Consider the following 19,535-nt stretch of genomic DNA (forward strand, 5'->3'; position numbering starts at 1 on the left):
GGAGAGAAGCCGGGGCGCGTGGCGGGGCGCCGGGGGCGGCGTCAGGGCCGCCCGGCCGCGGGCCCGCAGCGGTGGGGGCGGTGTCCGGGCCGGTGACTTCGACGGCGCCCGCGGCGTACGGCTCCCCCGTGGAGCGGGAGCCGGAGCCGGACTCGGAGCGGGAGCCGGACTCGGAGCCGGAGCCGGCAGCGGCGTCGCCGCCCGTACCCCCGCCCGCGTCGGCGCCCCGGGCGCACGGCCCTCCCCCGGGGAGCGCCGATGAGCCCGCGGACGGTGCCCGGACGCACCGATCACGTCGTGGTCGTCGGCGCCGGACTCGCGGGGCTGTCGGCCGCCCTGCACCTGCTCGGCGCCGGACGCCGCGTGACCGTCCTCGAACGCGACCCGCTGCCCGGCGGCAGGGCCGGTCGCCGCGACCTCGGCGGCTACCTGCTGGACACCGGACCGACCGTGCTGACCATGCCGCACCTGGCCGACGAGGCGTTCGGCGCCGTCGGTGAACGCCTCGCCGACCACGTCGAGTTGCTGCCCCTGCACCCCGCCTACCGGGCGGCCTTCGCCGACGGCTCCACCCTGGACGTGCACACCGACGGGGACGCGATGGAGGCGGAGGTGGCCCGGTTCGCCGGGCCCCGGGAGGCGGCCGGCTACCGGCGGCTGCGCGACTGGCTCGGCCGCCTGCACACCGTGCAGATGCGCCGCTTCATCGACGCCAACTTCGACTCGCCGCTCGGCCTGCTCACCCCCGACCTGGCCCGGCTCGCCGCGCTGGGCGGCTTCGGCCGGCTGGAGCCCCGTATCGGACGGTTCCTGACGGACGAACGGCTCCGGCGGGTCTTCACCTTCCAGTCCCTGTACGCGGGCGTCACCCCGGCACGGGCCCTCGCCGCCTACGCCGTCATCGCCTACATGGACACCGTCGCCGGGGTCCACTTCCCCCGCGGCGGCGTGCACGCCCTGCCGCGCGCCATGGCGGGGGCCGCCGTCCGGGCCGGCGCCGACCTGCGCCTCGGCCGGGACGTCCTGCGCCTGGAACGCTCCGGCGACCGGATCACCGCCGTCGTCACCGCCGACGAACGCGTCCCCTGCGACGCCGTCGTCCTCACCCCCGACCTGCCCGTCGTCCACCGGCTGCTCGGCCGCCGCCCGCGCCGCCCGCTGCGACTGCGGCACGCCCCGTCCGCCGTCGTGCTGCACGCCGGCACCACCCGCACCTGGCCCCGGCTCGCCCACCACACGCTGTCCTTCGGCGCCGCCTGGCGGCGCACCTTCGACGAACTGACCAGGACCGGCACCCTGATGACCGACCCCTCCCTGCTGATCACCCGGCCCACCGCCACCGACCCGGCGCTCGCCCCGCCCGGCCGCCACCTGCACTACGTCCTCGCCCCCTGCCCCAACACCGACACCGGCCCCGGCGCCCGCGCCTGGGAGGACCTGGCACCCCACTACCGCGACCGGCTGCTGGCCACCCTGGAACACCGGGGACTGGACGGCCTCGCCGCCGCCATCGAGGAGGAGTGCCTGGTGACCCCCGCCGACTGGACCGCGCAGGGACACGCCGCCGGCACGCCCTTCTCGGTCGCCCACACCTTCGCGCAGACCGGCCCGTTCCGCCCCCGCAACCTGGTGCGCGGCACCGTCAACGCGGTCCTGGCGGGTTGCGGCACCACCCCCGGCGTGGGCGTGCCGCCCGTGCTCGTCTCCGGGAAGCTGGCCGCCGCCCGCGTCACCGGTCCGCCGGCCCGCCGCCCCGCCGTCGTCGTCGGCGCGCTCCGATGACCCGCCGCGAACTGGACGCCGCCGGCATCACCGATCCCGCGCTGCGCGCCGCCTACACCCGCTGCCGCCGGCTCAACGCCCGCCACGGGCGCACCTACTTCCTCGCCACCCGCCTGCTGCCCGCCGACCGCCGGCCGGCCGTGCACGCCCTGTACGGATTCGCCCGGTGGGCCGACGAGATCGTCGACGACACTGGGACGCCGGCCACGCCCGCCGACCGCGCCGCCGCCCTCGACCGGCTCGACGCGCGGCTGCGCCGGGCCCTCGCCGGGCAGGGCGGCGCCGGCGACCCGGTGGTGAGCGCCGTCGCCCACACCGCCGGGCGGTACGCCATCGACGCGGCCCATTTCACCGACTTCATGGCCTCCATGCGCTGCGACCTCACCGTCACCGAGTACGCCACCTACGCGGACCTGCGCCGCTACATGCACGGCTCGGCCGCCGTCATCGGCCTGCAGATGCTGCCGGTCCTCGGCACCGTCACGCCCCGGGAGACGGCCGCCCCGCACGCCGCCGCGCTCGGCGTCGCCTTCCAGCTCACCAACTTCCTGCGCGACGTCGGCGAGGACCTGGACCGGGGCCGCGTCTACCTCCCGGCGGACCTGCTGGCGGCGCACGGCGTCGACCGGGACCGGCTCGTCCGGAGCCGCCGCACCGGACGCCCCGACCGGCGGGTGACCGCCGCGCTGCGCGCCGCCGAGGACCTGACCCGCTCCGTCTACCGGGAGGCCGCCCCCGGCCTGGCGATGCTGGACCCCGTCGCCCGGCCCTGCATCACCACGGCGTTCGTCCTCTACCGGGGCATCCTCGACGCCATCGCCGACGGCGGCTACGCGGTCCTGCACCGCCGGGCCCGGGTGTCCCGGCGGCGCCGCGCGGCCGTCGCGGGGGAGGGGCTGGCCCGGGTGCTGGCCGCCCGGCTCGCCGCGCGCACCGCTCCCGCATCGGCCCCGGCGCCCGCGCCCGCCGGGGCCGCCGTACCGGCGGAGGCCGCCGGCGCCGCCGAGGAGGCCCGATGACGGCGCCCCGCCCCGCCCGGCTGCCGCTGCGGCTGCGCCGCCGCCCCGTCCCCTGGCGGCGACAGCGGCCGACCTGGCGCGAGGCCCGGCCCGCGCTCATCGCCGGTGCCCTCGCCAGGGCCGTGGCCCGCCCGTCCGGCAACTGGTACGTCCTCGGCGCCAGCCCCGGCCCGCGCGAGGCACGCCCGCTGGCCGGGACGGTCGCCGGCACCGAGATCGTCGTCTGGCGGGACGTGGACGGGCGGCCGGTCGGGGGACCCGGGGCCTGCCCGCACCTCGGCGCCCCCCTCGCCGAGGCCCCCGTGCGGTGCGGCACCCTCGTCTGCCACTGGCACGGACTCGCCCTGGACGGCGGCCCCGTCGCCGGCTGGGACCCCCTCCCGGTCCACGACGACGGTGTGCTGACCTGGGTACGGCTCGACGCCGTCGGCGGCGAGGAGCCCACCCCCGCCCCGGTGGTCCCCCAGCGGCCCCCGGCCGACGGCACCCTGACCTCGGTTTGGCGCGGCGCCGGCACCTGCGACCCCGAGGACGTGGTCGCCAACCGGCTCGACCCGTGGCACGGCGCCTGGTACCACCCGCACTCCTTCGTCGACCTCACCGTCGTCGAAGCCCCCGACGGCACCGGCGACGACCGGTTCGTCGTCGACGTCTCCTTCCGGCTCACCCGGCGCCTCGTCGTCCCGGTGCGCGCCGAGTTCACCGCGCCCGAGCCCCGTACCGTCGTCATGCGCATCACCGACGGGGAGGGCACCGGGTCGGTGGTGGAGAGCCACGCCACCCCGCTCGGCGCCGACCGCCACGGCCGCCCGCGCACCGCGGTCGTCGAGGCCGTCCTCGCCACCTCCGGGCGGCCCGGGTTCGCGCTGCTGCGCCGGCTCGCGCCCGGCCTGCGCCCCCTGGTGCGGACGGCGGCCGGCCGCCTGTGGCGCGACGACCTCGCCTACGCCGAACGGCGCCACCACCTGCGTGCCCGGGGCCGCTTCCCCGGCTGACCCGAACGGAGCCCCGTGCAGACCTTCCTGCCGCACCCCGGCTTCCGGGACTCCGCGCTCGCCCTGGACCGCCGCCGTCTCGGCAAACAGCGGGTCGAGGCACTCCAGGTGCTGCGCGGACTGACGGTGCCCGGCTACGGCTGGCGCCGGCACCCGGCGGTCCGGATGTGGACCGGGTACGAGGAGGCCCTGGTCCGCTACGGGCTGGAGGTCTGCCGGGTCTGGCGGGAACGGGGCCACCAGGACGGCGTCGCCGCCTCGCTCGTCGCCGGGCTCACCGCCGGCCGGCCCGGTACCGTGCCCCGCGACCAGTCCGCGCTCGCCCGCGCGGGCGAACTGCCGCCCTGGCTCGGCGACGAGGACTTCCACCGCAGCCACCGCTCGGCCCTCGTCCGCAAGGACCCCGCCGCCTACGCGCCCCTGTTCCCCGGCACCCCCGACGACCTGCCCTACGTGTGGCCGGCCTCGGACCGCGAGCGCGGGCCCGCCTAGGGTCTTTCGTGGATCACGCCGGGCTCGCGGGGCCCTGCACCGCGCCTCGCCGCGTTGTCGTCGGTTGTCAGGGCTCCGTCCTGCCGCCCTCCTCCGCCTTGCGATGCACGGCACCGGACCCCCTCCCTGATCCGGCCTGATCCCCACGAAAAACCCTAGCCCTCCCCCTCCGTGGCCACCCGGTGCTCGCGGAAGCGGACCGCCGGACGGGCCCCTTCCGGCGGACGCGGCGCGGCGCGTCGCGCCGGGTCCGCGCCGCGCGGGTAGGGAATGCGGCATGAGTTCCGAACCCACGCCCCTGCGCGTCCTGGACCTGACCGGCACGTTCGCCTTCGGGCTCAACGGAGCGCTGACCGCGGTGCGAGCCGCGCGGCTGGACGTGGTGGGCGTGATCGTCCTCGGCCTGATCACCGCGCTGGGCGGAGGCTTCGTCCGCGATGTGCTCCTCGGCTCGCTGCCACCCACCACCCTCCTGGACTGGCGCTACTACACGCTCGCCGCCGTCGGCGGGGTGATCGCCTTCGCTCTCAGCCGTCACCTGCGCCGGATCGAGGGGACGATCGAGGTCTTCGACGCGATCGGGCTGAGCACCTTCGCGGTGATCGGCGCGGGCAAGGCGCTGGGGTCCGGGCTCGGCGCCGCGCCCGCGGTGGTGCTCGGGGTGGTCACGGCGGTGGGCGGAGGCACGATCCGCGACGTGCTCGTCCGGCAGGTCCCCACGGTGCTGCGCAGCGGTCTGTACGCCATCCCCGCCCTGGTGGGCGCCGGGATCACCGTCCTCACCATCCGGACCGGCGTGTACGGTCTGCCCGCCGCGCTGGGCGCCGCGGCGGCGTGCTTCCTGATCCGCGTGAGCGGCCTGCATTTCGGTCTCGACGCGCCCCAGCCGCCCGGGACCGGGCGACGCGAGCAGTCGCGTGGCACCGGCGTATAGGCACCGGACGACTCCCCTGCGGTTCTCACCCCGCGTGGCCCCGGTCCGGCCGGCGGACACCACGTCCGGGCTGCCGGCCCGGCTCCCCCGCCGGCCCGTCACACCGGGTGCGTCCGACCGGCTGTCGGTAGTCTGGAGCGCCCGTGGGCATCGCGGCGGCGTGATCGGGGGCGCCGCGCGGCAGCCCCCGGACCGTTGCCGCTCGGGTGTGGCGGCACGCGCGTGACGGTGGCGGGCCCGCGACGGGCGGCAGCGCGCCCCCCTCGTGTGAAGCGTTGCCCCACCCACGTGAGGAAGGCCCTTCCATGCCCGGTTCCGCCCACCTCGTGCTCGACGGCCTCCACGGCATCCGCTCCGACCTCGAGGCCCTCTACAAGGACCTGCACCGGTACCCCGAACTCGGGATGCGGGAGGAGCGGACGGCGAAGAAGGCGGCCGATGCCCTGCGGGAGTCCCGTTTCGAGGTGACCGAGGGCATCGGCGGCACCGGGGTGATCGGCGTCCTGGCCAACGGGGAGGGCCCCGTCGTCATGGCCCGCGCGGACATGGACGCGCTGCCGGTGAGGGAGCGGACCGGTCTGCCCTACGCCTCCGCTGTCACCGTGACCGCTCCGGACGGCACCGGGCAGCCGGTCATGCACGCCTGCGGCCACGACGTGCACGTGACCGCCCTGCTCGGTTGCGCGCGGCTGCTGGCCCGGGCCAGGAACGCCTGGCGGGGGACCTTCGTGGCGCTCTTCCAGCCCTCCGAGGAGAACGGTGACGGCGCCGACGCCATGGTCGGCGACGGGCTCACCCGGAAGGCACCCCGGCCCGACGTGGTGCTCGCCCAGCACGTGCTGCCCTATCCGGCCGGATACGTCGGCACCCGGCCGGGACCGTTCCTGTCGGCCGCGGACAGTCTGCGTGTCACGGTGCACGGGCGAGGGGCGCACGGCTCCATGCCCGAGGCCGCCGTCGACCCCGTGGTGATGGCGGCCATGATCATCGTGAGGCTGCAGACGGTCGTCTCCCGGGAACTCGCCGCCACCACGCCCGCCGTTCTCACCGTGGGCAGCGTTCACGCCGGCAGCGGCCCCAACGTCATCCCCGACAGCGCCGTCATCCAGCTCAACGTCCGCACCTACGACGACGCCACGCGCACCCGGGTGCTGCGCGCGATCGAGCGCATCGTCCGTGCCGAGTGCGAGGCGTCCGGGGCGACGAAGGCCCCGCAGATCGAGACGACGTCCTCGTTCCCGCCCACCGTCAACGACGAGACCGCGACCCGGAGGGTGGCCGAGGCGTTCGCGGCTCACTTCGGTGACGACGCGCACCCCATCGATCTGCAGACCGCCAGTGAGGACATGTCCGTGCTCGCGCGGGCGTTCGGGGTGCCGTTCACCTACTGGGGCATCGGGGGGACCGACCCCGAGCTGTACGCGCGGGCCGTGGAGAACGGGACCGTGGCCCAGGACGTCCCGGTCAATCACAGCCCCACCTTCGCCCCGGTCGTCCAGCCCACCCTGGACACCGGTGTCAGCGCCATGACCGTGGCAGCGCTCGCCTGGCTCGGCGTCTGAGACGGCCCCGCGCCGAGACCGGCGACCGGCACGCCGGCCCGACGGTGCCGGCGGGGACGCGTCCGGTCCCGCCGGGCGGGGTCAGAGTCCTCGCCAGACGTTGTCGAAGGCCGCGTCCTCGATCGCCCTGCGCTGCCGTACCGCCTCCAGTTCCATCACGGCGTCGTTGACGGCGGCCAGCACGGTGACGACCTGGTCGTCCGCGAGTTCCTCGACCCGTTCGCCGGCGGGCTGTTCGCCGATGCCCGCGGCGGCCGCGAGGCCGGTCAGCACCGGCTCGCCGGACGTCCAGCGGTCCGCCGCGCGCCGACGGGCCGCCGAGTCGGCCACGTCCGGCGGGGCGTCGCGGAACCGGCGGCGGGGCCGGGTGATCAGCGCGTCCGCCTCCAGGGCGGCGAGATAGGCGGACGCCAGGTCGCGGCCCCGCCGCCACAGGAAGTCCTCGACCGACTCGTACGGCGCCTGCCGGACGAGGGCGGCGGCGGCCTCCCGCAGCAGAGGGTCGTCGACGAGGGGGACCGGGCCCGGGACCACGCGGTCACCGTCCAGCGTGACGGCCTCGGCGCCCCTGAGGTCGATCAGTTCCGCTCCCGCGAGGGCGAGCGACAGGTCGCCGCGGCCGGCGGGAGGGGTGGACGGTGTGCCGAGGGCGACGATCATCAGGTCCCGGGCCGTGGTCATGGGCGACTCCGCGTCGAAGGAGGGCGATGCGCCGGCCGGCCCGACGCGCCCCGCACAACCCGTACATCCTACGACCGCGGGGCAGGGGCGGGCGCCCGGATGCCCCGCTCGCCCGCCCCGCCCCGGGACGGGGGTCTCGTCCGGCTCCCGAAGCGGCCGGCGTCTCAGCGGGCGTCGGAGCCGGAGTCGGCGAAGGCGTACAGATCCCGGGAGGTGTGATCAGCTCCCGCCACTCCCGCCGGGAACCCACGATCGGCTGCGAGCCGTCGAGCGGGACCTGCGCGCTCTCCGGCCGGCCCGGGGGTCCGGACCGGCCGTCGGACTGCGCGTCGTCCACGCCGTGGCCCTTGCGTCGCTCCGTCACGTCCGCCTGGGCGCATGGTGCGCCGGGGGCCGCCGCGCGCGGTGTCCGGGTCAGGGCCGCGGGGACAGCGGGCGGCAGGTGGAGGGGGCGGGCTCGCCGGCCGGCCGGTTGGTGAGGCGGGAGAGCGCGGCGAGGCCGGCGGGCGGGCGCCGGGCCCTCAGCGGCGGGCGCGCACCAGGAGGCAGAGGAAGTACGGCGTCCCGATGACGGCCGTCATCAGCCCCGCGCCGAGCTGGGCCGGGGCGATCACCGTGCGCCCGAGCAGATCGGCCGTGCAGACCAGCGCCGCGCCGAGCAGCAGCGCGACCGGCACGACGCGCACGTGCCGCCGCCCCACCAGGGCGCGGGCCGCGTGCGGCGCCACCAGGCCGACGAAGCCGATCGCGCCCGCGCACGCCACCGCGGTCGCGCTGAGCACGACACTCAGCACCAGGAAGCCGAGCCGGCCCGGCCCCAGGTCGAGCCCCAGCAGCCGGGGCGTGTCCTCGTCCAGCGAGACCAGGTCCAGTTCGGTGCGGCGGGCGAACGCCACACCGGCGCCCAGCGCCAGGGCCAGCGCGAGCGGCACCACGTCGGGCAGGGTCCGCCCGTACGTGGAGCCGGAGAGCCAGGTCAGCGCCTTGACGGCGTTGAACGGGTCGGTGAGCACGATCAGCAGGCTGATCAGCGACGTGGTCGCGGCGGCCACGCCCACGCCGACCAGGACCAGCCGGTTCTGCCGGAAGCCGCCGCGCGCGGAGAGCCCGAAGACCACGACCGCCGTGACCGCCGCCCCCGCGAACGCCGCGCCGGCCACCCCCCACGAACCGGCGGACGGCACGCTCGTCACGAGGACCACGGCGCCCAGCGCCGCCCCGCCCGAGACGCCGAGCACGCCCGGCTCGGCGAGGGGGTTGCGGGTGACCGCCTGCACGAGGGTGCCGGCCAGCGCGAGGGCCGCGCCCGCGCACAGGGCGGCGAGCACCCGCGGCACCCGGGTGTCCAGGACGAAGGACACGGTCCGCCCGGCCCGGCCCTGGGCCCAGTTGACCACGTCCCCGAGGAGAAGTTTGCTGTCGCCCACCAGCACGGCGGCGACGACGAGGCCGGCCAGCACGGCGGCCAGCGCGGCCACCGTGACGACGAACGCCGTCCGGCTCGGGACGCGCAGCCGCTCCGGGGCGCCGGAGGACCCGGTCTCCCGCAGCCGCAGCGCCATCACGACCAGGAACACCGCGCCGGCCAGACTGGTGACGACGCCCGTGGGCACCGCCACGGCCCGGTCGCCGGTAACCAGCGCCCGCAGCAGCACGTCCGAGCCGAGCACCAGCGCCGCACCCGTCAGGGCGGCGGCCGGCATGGCCGTACGGGAGCGGGCGAAGCCGCGGAAGCGGCGGCCGAGGGGGCGCACCAGGGCCGGGGCGCACAGGCCCACGAAGCCGATCGGACCGGCCAGCGTGACCGCCGCGGCCGAGAGCAGCGCGGCCAGCACGACCACCGTGACGCGGGTGGCGCGCACCGGCACGCCCAGGCCGCGGGCGGCGTCGTCGCCGAGGGCGAGCGCGTCCACCCGGCGGGCGGCGAGCAGCAGTCCGGCGAGGCCGGCCAGGGCGACGGGCAGCATCCGCAGGACGCCGTCGAAGCCGTTCTGGGCGATGCTGCCCTGGTTCCAGGCGTAGAGCCCGTCGGTCTGCTCGGGGAAGAGCAGGATCAACGCCTCGGTCGTCGAACGCAGGCCGAGGGCGAGCGCGGTGCCGGCGAGGACCAGGCGGACGGTGCCGGTGCCGAGGCCGGAGAGGCCGAGCACGACGGCCGCCGCGGCCAGCCCGCCGGCGAAGGCGACACCGGAGGAGGCGAGCAGCGGCAGCGAGACACCGGTGGTGGCGACCAGACCGAGCGCCAGGTAGGAGCCGGCGTTGACGGCGAGGGTGTCGGGGGAGGCCAGCACGTTGCGGCTGACGGCCTGGAGGACCGAGCCGGCCGCGCCGAGCACGGCGCCGATCAGCAGTCCGGCGGTCATCCGGGGCAGCCGGGAGGCGATCACGACCGAGGCGTCGGCCGGGTCGGACCGGCCGGTGAGGGCCTTGGCGACCTCGGCGGGGCCGACGGCGGCGGTGCCCTGGGTGATGTCGGCGACCGCGAGGACGAGGACGAGGAGGACGAGCCCGGCCGTCACCGCGGCCGCGCCCGACCGGGGTGCGGCCGCCGGGGCACGGGTGGCGGGGGACGGTGCGGTGACGGCCATGACCTCGCTACTTCGTCAGCGCGGCGACGATAGCGTCGACGTACGCCTGCATCGAGCCGGGGCCGCCGAACATCCAGATGCCGTCGGGCAGCCGGTGCACGTCGCCCTTCTTCACGAACGGCAGGGACGTCCACACCGAGTTCTCGGCGAGCGCCCCGGCGAACGGGTTGCTGTTCTTGTCGCCGTCGCTGCCGATGTACGCGAACCGCACGTCGGCCGGGAGCGCGGTGAGGCCCTCGACGTCGGTGGAGCCGAGGCCGTAGCTCTCGTCGCCCTCGACCTTCCAGGCGTTCTTCAGGCCGAGCCTCTCGTTGACGGCGCCGATGAGCGAGGTGGAGGTGTACGGGCGCAGGGAGACCTGGTTGGAGGTCACGTAGCCGTCGGCGAAGGCGATCCGCGTGCCGTCCAGCCCGGCGTCCGCCAGGGCGCCGCGCCCCTCCTCCAGCTTGGCCTCGAAGTCGGAGCGGAGCGTCTTCGCCCGGTCCGTGGTGCCGGTGGCCCGGGCGATCAGGTCGATGTTCTCCAGCATCTGCCCGATCTGGTCGGAGCCCTTGGCGGAGGTCACCTCCAGCACCGGGGCGACCTCGCGCATCTGCTTGACGGCGGCGGGCGGCAGGTCGGTGGTGGCGACGATGAGGTCGGGGGAGAGCGAGGCGATGGTGTCCATGCTCGGCTCGCCGCGGGTGCCGATGTCCTTCGGCTCGTTCCTCAGCGGGACGGAGGTGTCCCAGGTCTTGTATCCCTTCACGTCGGCGACGCCGACGGGGTCGACGCCGAGGGAGACGAGGGACTCGACGACGTTCCACTCGGTGGCGACCACCTTGGTGGCCGCCTTGTCGAGCGTGACCTCCTTGCCGGTGCCGTCCTTGAGCGTGATGCCCTCGGAGGGCTTCGGGCGCGCGTCGGCGGCGGGTTCGGTGGTGCCGCAGGCGGAGAGGGTGAGCGCGGCGGCCGCCACGGTCGCGGCGGTGAGGAGGAGGCGTCTCATGAGGGGGTGCCGAGCCTTTCGGTGCGTATGTGGTGTCGGCCGATCGGGCGGGTGCGCAGCCGGCCGGTGAGGGGGTCGGTGTCGACGTCGATCCGGATGCCGTAGACCGCGGTGAGGCGTTCGGGGGTGAGGACGTCCTCGGGGCGGCCGTCGGCGACGACGCGGCCCGCCTCCAGGAGCGTGATCCGGTCGGCCACGGCCGCCGCCTGGTCGAGGTCGTGCAGGACCACGCCGACGGCGATCCGGTGGTCGTCCGCCAGATCGCGGATGAGGTCGAGGAGTTCGATCTGGTACCGCAGGTCGAGGTAGGTCGTCGGCTCGTCCAGGAGCAGGACGCCGGTCTCCTGCGCCAGGCAGCCCGCGAGCCACACCCGCTGGAGCTGACCGCCGGAGAGGTGGTCGGCGCCGCGGTCGGCGAGGGCCTCGACCCCGGTGAGGGCGAGGGCGCGGTCGACCGCCGCGGGACCGTCGGGATCGGGCCGGCCCCACCGTCCGCGGTAGGGGTAGCGGCCGAACTCGACGATGTCGCGGACCGTCAGCCCGCCCGGTGTCGGGCGGCTCTGCGTCAGCAGCGCCACGTGCCGCGAGAACTCACGGGCTGTCAGGGCCAGCGCGTCGGTGTCCTCGTCGAGGGTGACCGTGGCGGCGCGGGGCCGCTGGAGCCGGGCGACGGTCCGCAGCAGCGTCGATTTCCCGCTGCCGTTCGGGCCGACGAGGGCGGTCACTTCGCCGGGGCGGAGCCTGACCGCGGCCTCGTGCACCACGTCGGTGCCGTCGTAGGCGACGGTCACACCCGTGGCCGACAAGTCGTGGCCCCGCAGACGGGGGGCGGCTGCGGCCTTCTCACCAGAATTCACGGTGGGAAGGTTAGCCTAACCTAATGGTTTCGGTCAGCCGGGGGGTGCCCCGGCCGCGCGCGGTCCCGCCGCTCCGGGTCCGGGCGGGGTCAACTCGCCTGCCAGGACTCGGGCTTCCACAGGCCCGCGCGGTTCAGCGATGCCGGGCAGTGCAGATAGATCTCGTCGATCTCCAGCAGCAGTGCCAGGTCAGGACGCCGCCCCTCGCGTGCCATCGCGTCGAAGAAGGGCGCGTTCGTCAGGACGCGGGCCCGTCCGTTGACCCGCAGCACCTCCTTGCTCCCCGGGATCAGGTAGAGCAGGCCGGCGCGCGGATTGGCCAGGATGTTGTGGAAGCTGTCGCCGCGCCGGTTGCCCGGCCGGTCCGGCAGCGCGACGGTGCCCGCGTCGAGGACGTGGGTGAAGCCCGGCCCGTCCCCGCGCGGGGAGACGTCGCAGTTGCCGCCCGCGTCCGACGTGGCCAGCAGGCAGAAGGGCGAGCGCGCCAGGATGTCCCGATCCTGCCCGGTCAGCCGGTCGTGCACCTTCTCGATCACCAACGGCCACGGTTCGCCCAGCAGTTCGCGCAGCTCCTCGCGCGAGCCCAGTTCCACCCATCCCGCCCGGTCGGCGGCGTCCGGCGGGTCGGTCGTCTCGATCGTGTGCGGCAAGGCCGGCTCCCCTGTGGTGCGCGTCCGACGGGTGGTTGTGTTCAGGACATCAGCAGATGTTAGGTTCACCTTACCTGCGTGGCCGGCAGGGCATCCTCCGGCCGCGTCGGGCCTCCTCGTTCACCTCCTCACGGCACCTCCTGAAGGACCGCAGATGCGCCCCGCCCCCCGATACGGCCCCCCGCGCCCGCGCCGACGCGCGGTCCGCCGGTGAACCCCACCGCCCCGGCCCGCACCGTCGAGGACCGGGACCGGGACCGGGACCGGGACCGGGACCGGGACCGGGCGGGCGGCGGACGGCGCCGCACCCGCGTCACCCTGGCCGCGGGGCTCCTCGGGCTCGGCGTGCTGCTGCTCGCGGCCACCGCCCTGAGCCTCGCCGTCGGCTCCGGGGACGTCCCGCTGCGCGACGTCGTCCAGGGCGTCGTCGACCCGGACCGCTCCGTGCGCGCCCACCTCGTCGTCCAGGAGGTACGGGTCCCGCGCACCCTCGCCGGACTCCTCGCCGGGGCCGCCCTCGGCCTGGCCGGCACCGTCATGCAGGGCGTCACCCGCAACCCGCTCGCCGACCCCGGCCTGCTCGGCATCAACGCCGGCGCCGCCGTGAGCGTCGTCTTCGCCATGAGCGTGCTCTCCCTGACCGAGCCCGGACAGTACATCTGGTTCGGCTTCCTCGGCGCCTGCCTCGCCGCCGTCCTGGTCTACGGTGTCGCCGGCCTCGGCCGCGAGGGGGCCACCCCGGTCAAGCTGGCCCTCGCCGGAGCAGCCGTCAGCGCCCTGCTCCTGTCCGTCTGCGACGCCATGCTGCTGACCGACAGCCACACCTACGACCAGTTCCGCTTCTGGCAGGTCGGCGCCCTGGACGGCCGCGACCTCGGCATCCTCCTCCAGGCCCTGCCCTTCGTCGTCGTCGGCTCGCTCCTCGCCCTCGGCCTCGGCCCCCGCCTCAACGGCCTCGCCCTCGGCGACGACGTCGCCCGCGCCCTCGGCCAGCGGGTCGGCGTCGCCCGCGCCACCGGCGGCGTGAGCGTCGTCCTGCTCTGCGGCGCGGCCACCGCCGTCGCCGGGCCCATCGGCTTCGTCGGCCTCGCCGTCCCGCACGCCGTCCGCATGATCACCGGCCCCGACCACCGCTGGGTGCTGCCCTACAGCGCCCTCGCCGCCCCCGCCCTGCTGCTCCTCGCCGACGTCCTCGGCCGCGTGGTGGCCCGGCCCGGCGAGGTCCAGGTCGGCGTCGTCACCGCCGCCGTGGGCTGCGTGCCCTTCATCCTCCTGGTCCGCCGCCGGGGAAAGGCGGCGCTGTGACCCCGGCCCTCACCGACGCCGCCGCCGCCCGCGTCGGACGCCTCCAACGCGCCCGCCGCGCCCGCTTCGGCGTCGTCAGCGCCGTCCTGGCCCTGGTCGCGCTCGGCGCGCTGCTCCTCTCCCTCGCCGTCGGCGACATCGACGTACCGCTCGCCGACGTGTGGGCCGTGCTCACCGGCGGCGGCGACCCGGCGAGCCGCTTCGTCGTCCACGAACTGCGGCTGCCCCGCGCCCTGCTCGCCCTCGTCGTCGGCGCCTGCTTCGGGATGTCCGGGGCCGTGTTCCAGTCGCTGCTGCGCAACCCCCTCGCCAGCCCCGACGTGATCGGCGTCAGCGCGGGTGCCAGCGCCGCCGCCGTCCTGTCCTCCATGGCCTTCGGACTGAGCGGCCTCGCCCTGTCCGGCGGGGCCCTGGCCGGCGCCCTCCTCGCGGGCACCCTCATCTACCTGCTGGCCTGGCGCGGCGGCGTCAGCGGCGGCCGGTTCGTGCTCATCGGCATCGGCGTCGGCGCCGGACTCGTCAGCCTGCGCTCCTACCTGATGACCCGCGCCGAGGTCACCGAGGCCCACAACGCCTTCCTCTGGCTGACCGGCAGCCTCAACGGCCGCTCCTGGCCCCAGCTCTGGCCGCTGCTCGGCTGCGCCGCCGTCCTCGTGCCGCTGACCCTGGCCGCCTCCCGCTGCCTCGCCCCGCTCCAGCTCGGCGACGAGGCGGCCGGCGGACTCGGGGTCCGCGTCGAACGGGGCCGCCTCGCCCTGCTGGCCTGTGCCACCGCCCTGGTCGGCGTGGCCACGGCCGCCGCGGGCCCCGTCGGCTTCGTCGCCCTGGTCAGCGCGCCGATCGCCCGCCGCCTGCTGCCCGGCCAGGGCGCCGCCCTGCTGCCCGCCGCGCTGACGGGTGCCGCGCTCGTCGGCGCCGCCGACTTCGCCGCCCAGCACGCGCTGCCCGCCACCCAGCTCCCGGTGGGCGTGGTGACCAGCCTGGTCGGGGCGCCGTACCTGCTGTGGCTGCTCGCGCGCGCCAACCGCGTGGGCCGGGGCGGCTGACGTGCCCCGGCCGACACGCCCCCTCACGACCCCCGCAAGGAGACCTCGGTGACCACGGTGACCTCCCCGCACACCCTGAGCGCCCGCGGCCTGGGGCTCGGCTACGGAGACCGGCAGATCGTCTCGGAACTGGACGTCGACCTGCCGCCGGGCCGCTTCACCGTGGTCGTCGGACCCAATGCCTGCGGCAAGTCGACGCTGCTGCGCGCCATGGCGCGGCTGCTGACCCCGAGCGCCGGCACCGTGCTCCTGGACGGCCGGGACATCCACGCCACCCCGACCCGGCAGGTCGCCGAATGCCTCGGCATGCTGCCGCAGACGCCCCTCGCGCCGGACGCCATCACCGTGGCGGACCTGGTCGGCCGGGGTCGCTACCCGCACCAGGGCTGGTTCCGCCGCTGGACCGCCGCCGACAGCGAGGGCGTCGCCGCGGCGATGCGCGCCACCGACGTCCTCGACCTCGCCGACCGGTCCGTCGACGAACTCTCCGGCGGCCAGCGCCAGCGCGTGTGGATCGCCATGGCCCTCGCCCAGGAGACCGACATCCTCCTGCTCGACGAGCCCACCACCTACCTCGACATCAGCCACCAGCTCGACGTGCTGGACCTGCTGACCGACCTCAACCGGGACCGCGGCGTCACCCTCGCCGTCGTCCTGCACGACCTCAACCTGGCCTGCCGCTACGCCGACCACCTCATCGCAATGAAGGACGGCCGGGTGGTCGCCGAGGGCGCCCCCCGCGAGGTGGTGACCGAGTCCCTGGTGGGCGAGGTGTTCGGGCTGCGCTCCACGGTGATCCCGGACCCGGCCTCCGGTACGCCGATGATCGTCCCCCTCGGCCGCCACCACGTCCCCACCGTCACCCCCTGACGAGGGGCGACGAGAACCCGGACCAGCCCCGACCAGCCCCGATCAGACCCGACGAGCCCCGACCAGCCCCGATCAGACCCGACGAGCCCCGACCGGACCCGACGAGAAGAGAGTCACCATGTCCCCGCTCCCCGCCGCACGAACCGGCCGCCTCCGGCGCCTGTGGGTGACCGGCCTGGCCGTCGCCCTGTTCGGTGCCCTCACCGCCTGCGGCTCCGGCTCCTCCGACGGCTCCGGCTCCTCCGACGCCCCGGCGTCCTCCGGTGCCTTCCCGGCCAAGGTGGACACCAAGTTCGGCACCGTCACGGTCCCGTCCCAGCCCAAGCGGGTCGTCGCCCTCGGCTGGGGCGACGCCGAGACCGCCCTCGCGCTCGGCGTGCAGCCGGTCGGCCAGAGCGACTGGCTGGCCTTCGGCGGCGACGGCGTCGGCCCCTGGGCCAAGGGCCTCTACACCGAGAGCCCGGCGAGGATCGGCACCCTGGAGCCCGAGTACGAGAAGATCGCCGGCCTCCGGCCCGACCTGATCCTCGACGTGAACTCCAGCGGCGACCGGACCCGCTACGACACCCTCAGCAAGATCGCGCCGACCCTCGGCGTGCCCGAGGGCGGGGACCAGTACAAGATCTCCTGGCAGCAGCAGACCACGATGATCTCGACCGCGCTCGGCCGCGCCGGCAAGGGCGAGCAGCTCATCGCGGAGACCCAGCGGAAGTTCACCGCCGCCGCCGGGGAGCACCCCGAGTTCAAGGACAAGACCATCACGGTCGGCTCCCGCACCTCCGCCGGGTGGGGCGCGTACGTCAAGGGCACGGACCGGGTCAACTTCGTCCAGGCGCTCGGCTTCCGCAACAACCCGAAGGTCGACGCCGAGGCCGGCGCGGACTTCTCCCTCCAGGTCTCGCGGGAGAACCTCCAGATGCTGGACGCCGACCTGATCGTCATGTCGCCCATCGGCATCGACGCGGCCAGGATCTCCTCGGACCCGCTCTACGCCTCGCTGCCCGCGGTGCAGAAGGGCCACTCGGTCGTCTTCGACGACCAGGACATCAGCCAGGCGTTCGCCACGAACTCCGTGCTGTCGGTCGGCTACGCCCTGGAGAAGGTGGTCCCGCTCTTCGCGGACGCCCTGAAGTGAGGGCGCGCGCCCCGGGACGGGACGACGGGAGGGGGCCGGCACCGCGGATCGCGGCGCCGGCCCCCTCCCGGGTGTCCGGGGCACGGTCCGGTCAGGGGACGCGGGCCACGCCCGCGTAGATCCCGCTGTCCTCGGGCTCCGGCCGCTCCTGTCCCTCGCCGTGCCACTCGGTGGCCGTGACCAGGCCCGGCGGCACCAGTTCCAGACCGTCGTAGAAGCGGGTCACCTCGGCGCGGTCGCGGAAGCCGAGGCGGATGCCGCCCTTGGCGTACTGGGCGATGACCTGGTCGGACAGCTCCGGGAAGAGGTCGGTCGAGGCGTGCGAGAGGATCAGGTAGCTGCCCCGGGGCAGGGCGGAGACCAGACCGCGGACGATGCCGTGGGCGTCCTGCTCGTCCGTGATGAAGTGCATCAGGGCGATCAGCGACAGGGCGATCGGCCGGTCGAAGTCCAGCACCTGCCGGGCGTGCCGCACTATCGCGTCCGGCTCGCGCACATCGGCCTGGATGTAGTCGGTGGCGCCCTCGGGGCGGCTCACCAGCAGGGCCTCGGCGTGCCGCAGCACGATGGGGTCGTTGTCGGCGTAGACGACCCGTGCGGCCGGCACGGTGCGCTGCACGATCTGGTGGAGGTTCGGCTCGGTCGGGATGCCCGTGCCGATGTCCAGGAACTGGTCGATCCCCTGGGAGGCGAGGTAGGCCACCGCGCGGTTCATGAACGCGCGGTTCTGCCGTGCCGCGTCCCGGGCCTCGGGCGGCAGGGTCTCGCCGACGGCCTCGTCGACGGGGTAGTTGTCCTTGCCGCCCAGCAGCCAGTCGTAGACGCGCGCGGGGTGGGCCCGGCTGGTGTCGATGTGAGGAGGCTGGGAATGGTCCGTCGTCATGGGCAGACTCCGTCGTCCTGGAGGCGTGGCATCGCCGCACTTTTCGATCATCGTACTGCCCCGGCGCGGATGTGCGTACGGGTCGCCCGGCCCCGGTCGCCCGCCGCCCCCGGCGCGACGCCGTGGCCTCAACCCCCGTCCTCACCTGCGTCTTCGCGGCCGTGATGGCGCGGGCGCCAGTGGTGCTCGCCGAACCAGCGGCCCACCATCGCGCCGCCGAAGACGACGAAGCCGACCCCGATGAGCCAGGACTCCACCACGAGCACGATGCCGACCGTCCCGTAGCTGATCGCGTTGTCCAGAATCAGTGAGGTGAAGACGAGGTAGGAGAAGCCGCGCAGCCCGATCAGCCCGACCATCGTGGCGAGCGCCCCCGGCAGGAGGGCGCGCCAGCGGACCTGGCTGCCGAGCAGGAAGTGCTGCCCCCACCAGAAGAACAGGATGCCGGTCGCGGTGGACAGCGCGATCCGCGCCGACCCGTGCAGCGTCGTCCGCGTCTGCACCTCCTGGTAGAGGTACGCCGTCAGCAGCACCACCCACGTCATCTGCCGCCAGACCCGGTGCCAGGGGCCGGAGGGCAGCCCCCAGATCCGTTCGTAGCCGTTCTGCACGCTCGCGGCGAAGGAGACGCCGAAGACGCCGAGCGCGATGCCGCCCCACACGCTGGTCGTGCCGACCACCTCGGTCGGCGGGCTGATGATGTCGGTGAGCACCCGGGCCGAGCGGCCGGACAGGCCCATGCCGTCGGCCAGCCACGAGGCGAAGCCGCCGCGGCCCAGCGGGTCGGCGGCGGCCACCACGATCAGCAGCGGGGCCAGGGTGACCAGGGCCAGCGTGGCGAACCCCATGGCTCGGTGCATCAGCTCCAGGTCCCTGCCCTGCCGCACCAGGTGGGTCGCGGCCAGCCGGTCCCACAGGCGGTGGAACGGGCGCCCTAACCGGTTCACGGGGTGCTCCTCGGGAGGGGTCCCTACGAGGACTCGCGGACGCGGCACGGGGGACCTGGCAGCTCACCGACCGGTCCGCGGGGGTGGCGGTGCCACTCTCGCCGTCTACCCGGCCGGCCCCCGCGTCACCCGCCGCGCCCGGCAGATGCGCGCCCGCGGGGGTACGCGATGGCACCACCGGGCGAGTCCCTGTTGCGCGACCCGTCCGGCCCAGGTCGGATGCCACGCCGGTCCGCCCGGGGCCGGGCCCGCCGGTCACCGGGGCACGGGCCGGGCCCGCCGGTCACGGGTCGGTGCGCTGCTGCTCCTCCCGCATCCGCTCGTTGTGCCAGGCGATGGCCCGGCGGATCTGCGGCTCGTGCAGCCCGGTGCGGCAGGCGAGCTGGTCCATGGACAGGGCGGGCGGTCCCGTCGTCAGCGCCCGGGTGAGCTTGGCCGCCCACAGCTCCTCCTCGACGAAGGGCCGGCGCAGGTACTCCTGCTTGACCGTGTCGAAGTGCTCGTCGCAGCAGGCGGTGACCAGCCGCAGTCCGTCGAACCACTCGCTGCCGGAGTCCGCGGCGGAGGAGTCGGGCACGTAGCCGCGCAGGGACTCGTGCTCCGGGAAGACCCGGGCACACAGGTCGCACAGTTCCATCCGGACCGGCTTCGCGGCCCGCCGTCCGTTCTTGCGCTTCCGCTTCCACATAGCGCCTCCCGGAGTCACCAGAGCATGTCGACGCCGGTGTGCCGGATCGGGGCCGACGTCCCGATTGCCGGAGTTGCCCGATACGGGAGGGGCAAACGCGACGTGAGGGCCGC

General features: G+C 75.5%; 18 protein-coding genes. 10 read left to right on the forward strand and 8 right to left on the reverse strand.

Translation table 11 applies throughout. The features are described 5' to 3' along the window. Nucleotides 1-258: 258 nt before the first annotated feature. From crtI to VM636_RS28715, 6 genes are all read left to right on the forward strand, one after another. Nucleotides 259-1,782: a phytoene desaturase family protein gene (crtI, locus tag VM636_RS28690; RefSeq protein ID WP_338486015.1), complete on the forward strand. Its 1,524-nt coding sequence runs from the start codon at nucleotides 259-261 to the stop codon at nucleotides 1,780-1,782. Continuing rightward, nucleotides 1,779-2,801: a phytoene/squalene synthase family protein gene (locus tag VM636_RS28695; RefSeq protein ID WP_030419283.1), complete on the forward strand. Its 1,023-nt coding sequence runs from the start codon at nucleotides 1,779-1,781 to the stop codon at nucleotides 2,799-2,801. Before crtI ends, VM636_RS28695 begins: the two co-directional genes overlap by 4 nt. Continuing rightward, on the forward strand, nucleotides 2,798-3,796 hold the full coding sequence (locus VM636_RS28700) for a DUF5914 domain-containing protein (protein WP_338486017.1): 999 nt from the start codon (nucleotides 2,798-2,800) through the stop codon (nucleotides 3,794-3,796). Before VM636_RS28695 ends, VM636_RS28700 begins: the two co-directional genes overlap by 4 nt. A 15-nt stretch (nucleotides 3,797-3,811) precedes the next feature. Then, the gene (locus tag VM636_RS28705; protein WP_030419285.1) at nucleotides 3,812-4,288 is read left to right on the forward strand and encodes an MSMEG_6728 family protein; all 477 of its coding nucleotides are present in this window, start codon (nucleotides 3,812-3,814) and stop codon (nucleotides 4,286-4,288) included. A 277-nt stretch (nucleotides 4,289-4,565) separates the two neighbouring features. After that, complete coding sequence (locus VM636_RS28710; RefSeq protein ID WP_030419286.1) at nucleotides 4,566-5,222, forward strand: trimeric intracellular cation channel family protein; 657 nt, start codon at nucleotides 4,566-4,568, stop codon at nucleotides 5,220-5,222. A gap of 305 nt (nucleotides 5,223-5,527) precedes the next feature. Then, nucleotides 5,528-6,784 (forward strand): M20 family metallopeptidase, encoded by a 1,257-nt coding sequence (locus VM636_RS28715; RefSeq protein WP_030419287.1) that lies wholly within the window; start codon nucleotides 5,528-5,530, stop codon nucleotides 6,782-6,784. 81 nt (nucleotides 6,785-6,865) lie between these two features. On the opposite strand, the gene VM636_RS28720 is transcribed toward VM636_RS28715, so the two are convergent. The 5 genes from VM636_RS28720 to VM636_RS28740 all read right to left on the reverse strand — a co-directional run bounded on the left by VM636_RS28720 (nucleotide 6,866) and on the right by VM636_RS28740 (nucleotide 12,548). Continuing rightward, a complete protein-coding gene (locus VM636_RS28720; protein WP_338486020.1) occupies nucleotides 6,866-7,465 on the reverse strand; it encodes a GPP34 family phosphoprotein in 600 nt (199 codons plus the stop codon). Between the two features lie 521 nt (nucleotides 7,466-7,986). Beyond that, a complete protein-coding gene (locus VM636_RS28725) occupies nucleotides 7,987-10,053 on the reverse strand; it encodes an iron ABC transporter permease (protein ID WP_053914290.1) in 2,067 nt (688 codons plus the stop codon). Nucleotides 10,054-10,060: 7 nt separating this feature from the next. Continuing rightward, on the reverse strand, nucleotides 10,061-11,041 hold the full coding sequence (locus VM636_RS28730; RefSeq protein ID WP_030419290.1) for an iron-siderophore ABC transporter substrate-binding protein: 981 nt from the start codon (nucleotides 11,039-11,041) through the stop codon (nucleotides 10,061-10,063). Beyond that, entirely contained in the window at nucleotides 11,038-11,898 is an 861-nt protein-coding gene (locus VM636_RS28735; protein ID WP_030419291.1) for an ABC transporter ATP-binding protein, read from the reverse strand. The genes VM636_RS28730 and VM636_RS28735 overlap by 4 nt, the downstream gene beginning before the upstream one ends. An 89-nt stretch (nucleotides 11,899-11,987) precedes the next feature. After that, nucleotides 11,988-12,548, reverse strand: a complete 561-nt coding sequence (locus VM636_RS28740; protein WP_053914291.1) for an MSMEG_1061 family FMN-dependent PPOX-type flavoprotein — start codon at nucleotides 12,546-12,548, stop codon at nucleotides 11,988-11,990. A gap of 318 nt (nucleotides 12,549-12,866) precedes the next feature. On the opposite strand from VM636_RS28740, the gene VM636_RS28745 reads away from it, so the two are divergent. The 4 genes from VM636_RS28745 (at nucleotide 12,867) to VM636_RS28760 (ending at nucleotide 16,904) form a co-directional block, all read left to right on the forward strand. Continuing rightward, on the forward strand, nucleotides 12,867-13,853 hold the full coding sequence (locus VM636_RS28745) for an iron ABC transporter permease (RefSeq protein ID WP_051821239.1): 987 nt from the start codon (nucleotides 12,867-12,869) through the stop codon (nucleotides 13,851-13,853). A gap of 86 nt (nucleotides 13,854-13,939) precedes the next feature. Continuing rightward, nucleotides 13,940-14,899, forward strand: a complete 960-nt coding sequence (locus tag VM636_RS28750) for an iron chelate uptake ABC transporter family permease subunit (protein ID WP_051821240.1) — start codon at nucleotides 13,940-13,942, stop codon at nucleotides 14,897-14,899. Nucleotides 14,900-14,956: 57 nt separating this feature from the next. Continuing rightward, nucleotides 14,957-15,769: an ABC transporter ATP-binding protein gene (locus VM636_RS28755; protein WP_030419295.1), complete on the forward strand. Its 813-nt coding sequence runs from the start codon at nucleotides 14,957-14,959 to the stop codon at nucleotides 15,767-15,769. A gap of 118 nt (nucleotides 15,770-15,887) precedes the next feature. Next, nucleotides 15,888-16,904: an iron-siderophore ABC transporter substrate-binding protein gene (locus VM636_RS28760; protein ID WP_338486024.1), complete on the forward strand. Its 1,017-nt coding sequence runs from the start codon at nucleotides 15,888-15,890 to the stop codon at nucleotides 16,902-16,904. A gap of 91 nt (nucleotides 16,905-16,995) precedes the next feature. On the opposite strand, the gene VM636_RS28765 is transcribed toward VM636_RS28760, so the two are convergent. The 3 genes from VM636_RS28765 to VM636_RS28775 all read right to left on the reverse strand — a co-directional run bounded on the left by VM636_RS28765 (nucleotide 16,996) and on the right by VM636_RS28775 (nucleotide 19,422). Further along, nucleotides 16,996-17,787 carry an SAM-dependent methyltransferase gene (locus VM636_RS28765; RefSeq protein ID WP_030419297.1) on the reverse strand — a complete coding sequence of 264 codons (792 nt, stop codon included), beginning with the start codon at nucleotides 17,785-17,787 and terminating at the stop codon, nucleotides 16,996-16,998. Nucleotides 17,788-17,915: 128 nt separating this feature from the next. After that, on the reverse strand, nucleotides 17,916-18,734 hold the full coding sequence (locus VM636_RS28770) for a hypothetical protein (protein ID WP_030419298.1): 819 nt from the start codon (nucleotides 18,732-18,734) through the stop codon (nucleotides 17,916-17,918). A gap of 283 nt (nucleotides 18,735-19,017) precedes the next feature. Then, a complete protein-coding gene (locus VM636_RS28775) occupies nucleotides 19,018-19,422 on the reverse strand; it encodes a hypothetical protein (protein ID WP_030419299.1) in 405 nt (134 codons plus the stop codon). Nucleotides 19,423-19,535: the final 113 nt, after the last annotated feature.

It is taken from the genome of Streptomyces sp. SCSIO 75703 (genome assembly GCF_036607905.1).
In the GTDB taxonomy this organism is placed as follows: domain Bacteria; phylum Actinomycetota; class Actinomycetes; order Streptomycetales; family Streptomycetaceae; genus Streptomyces.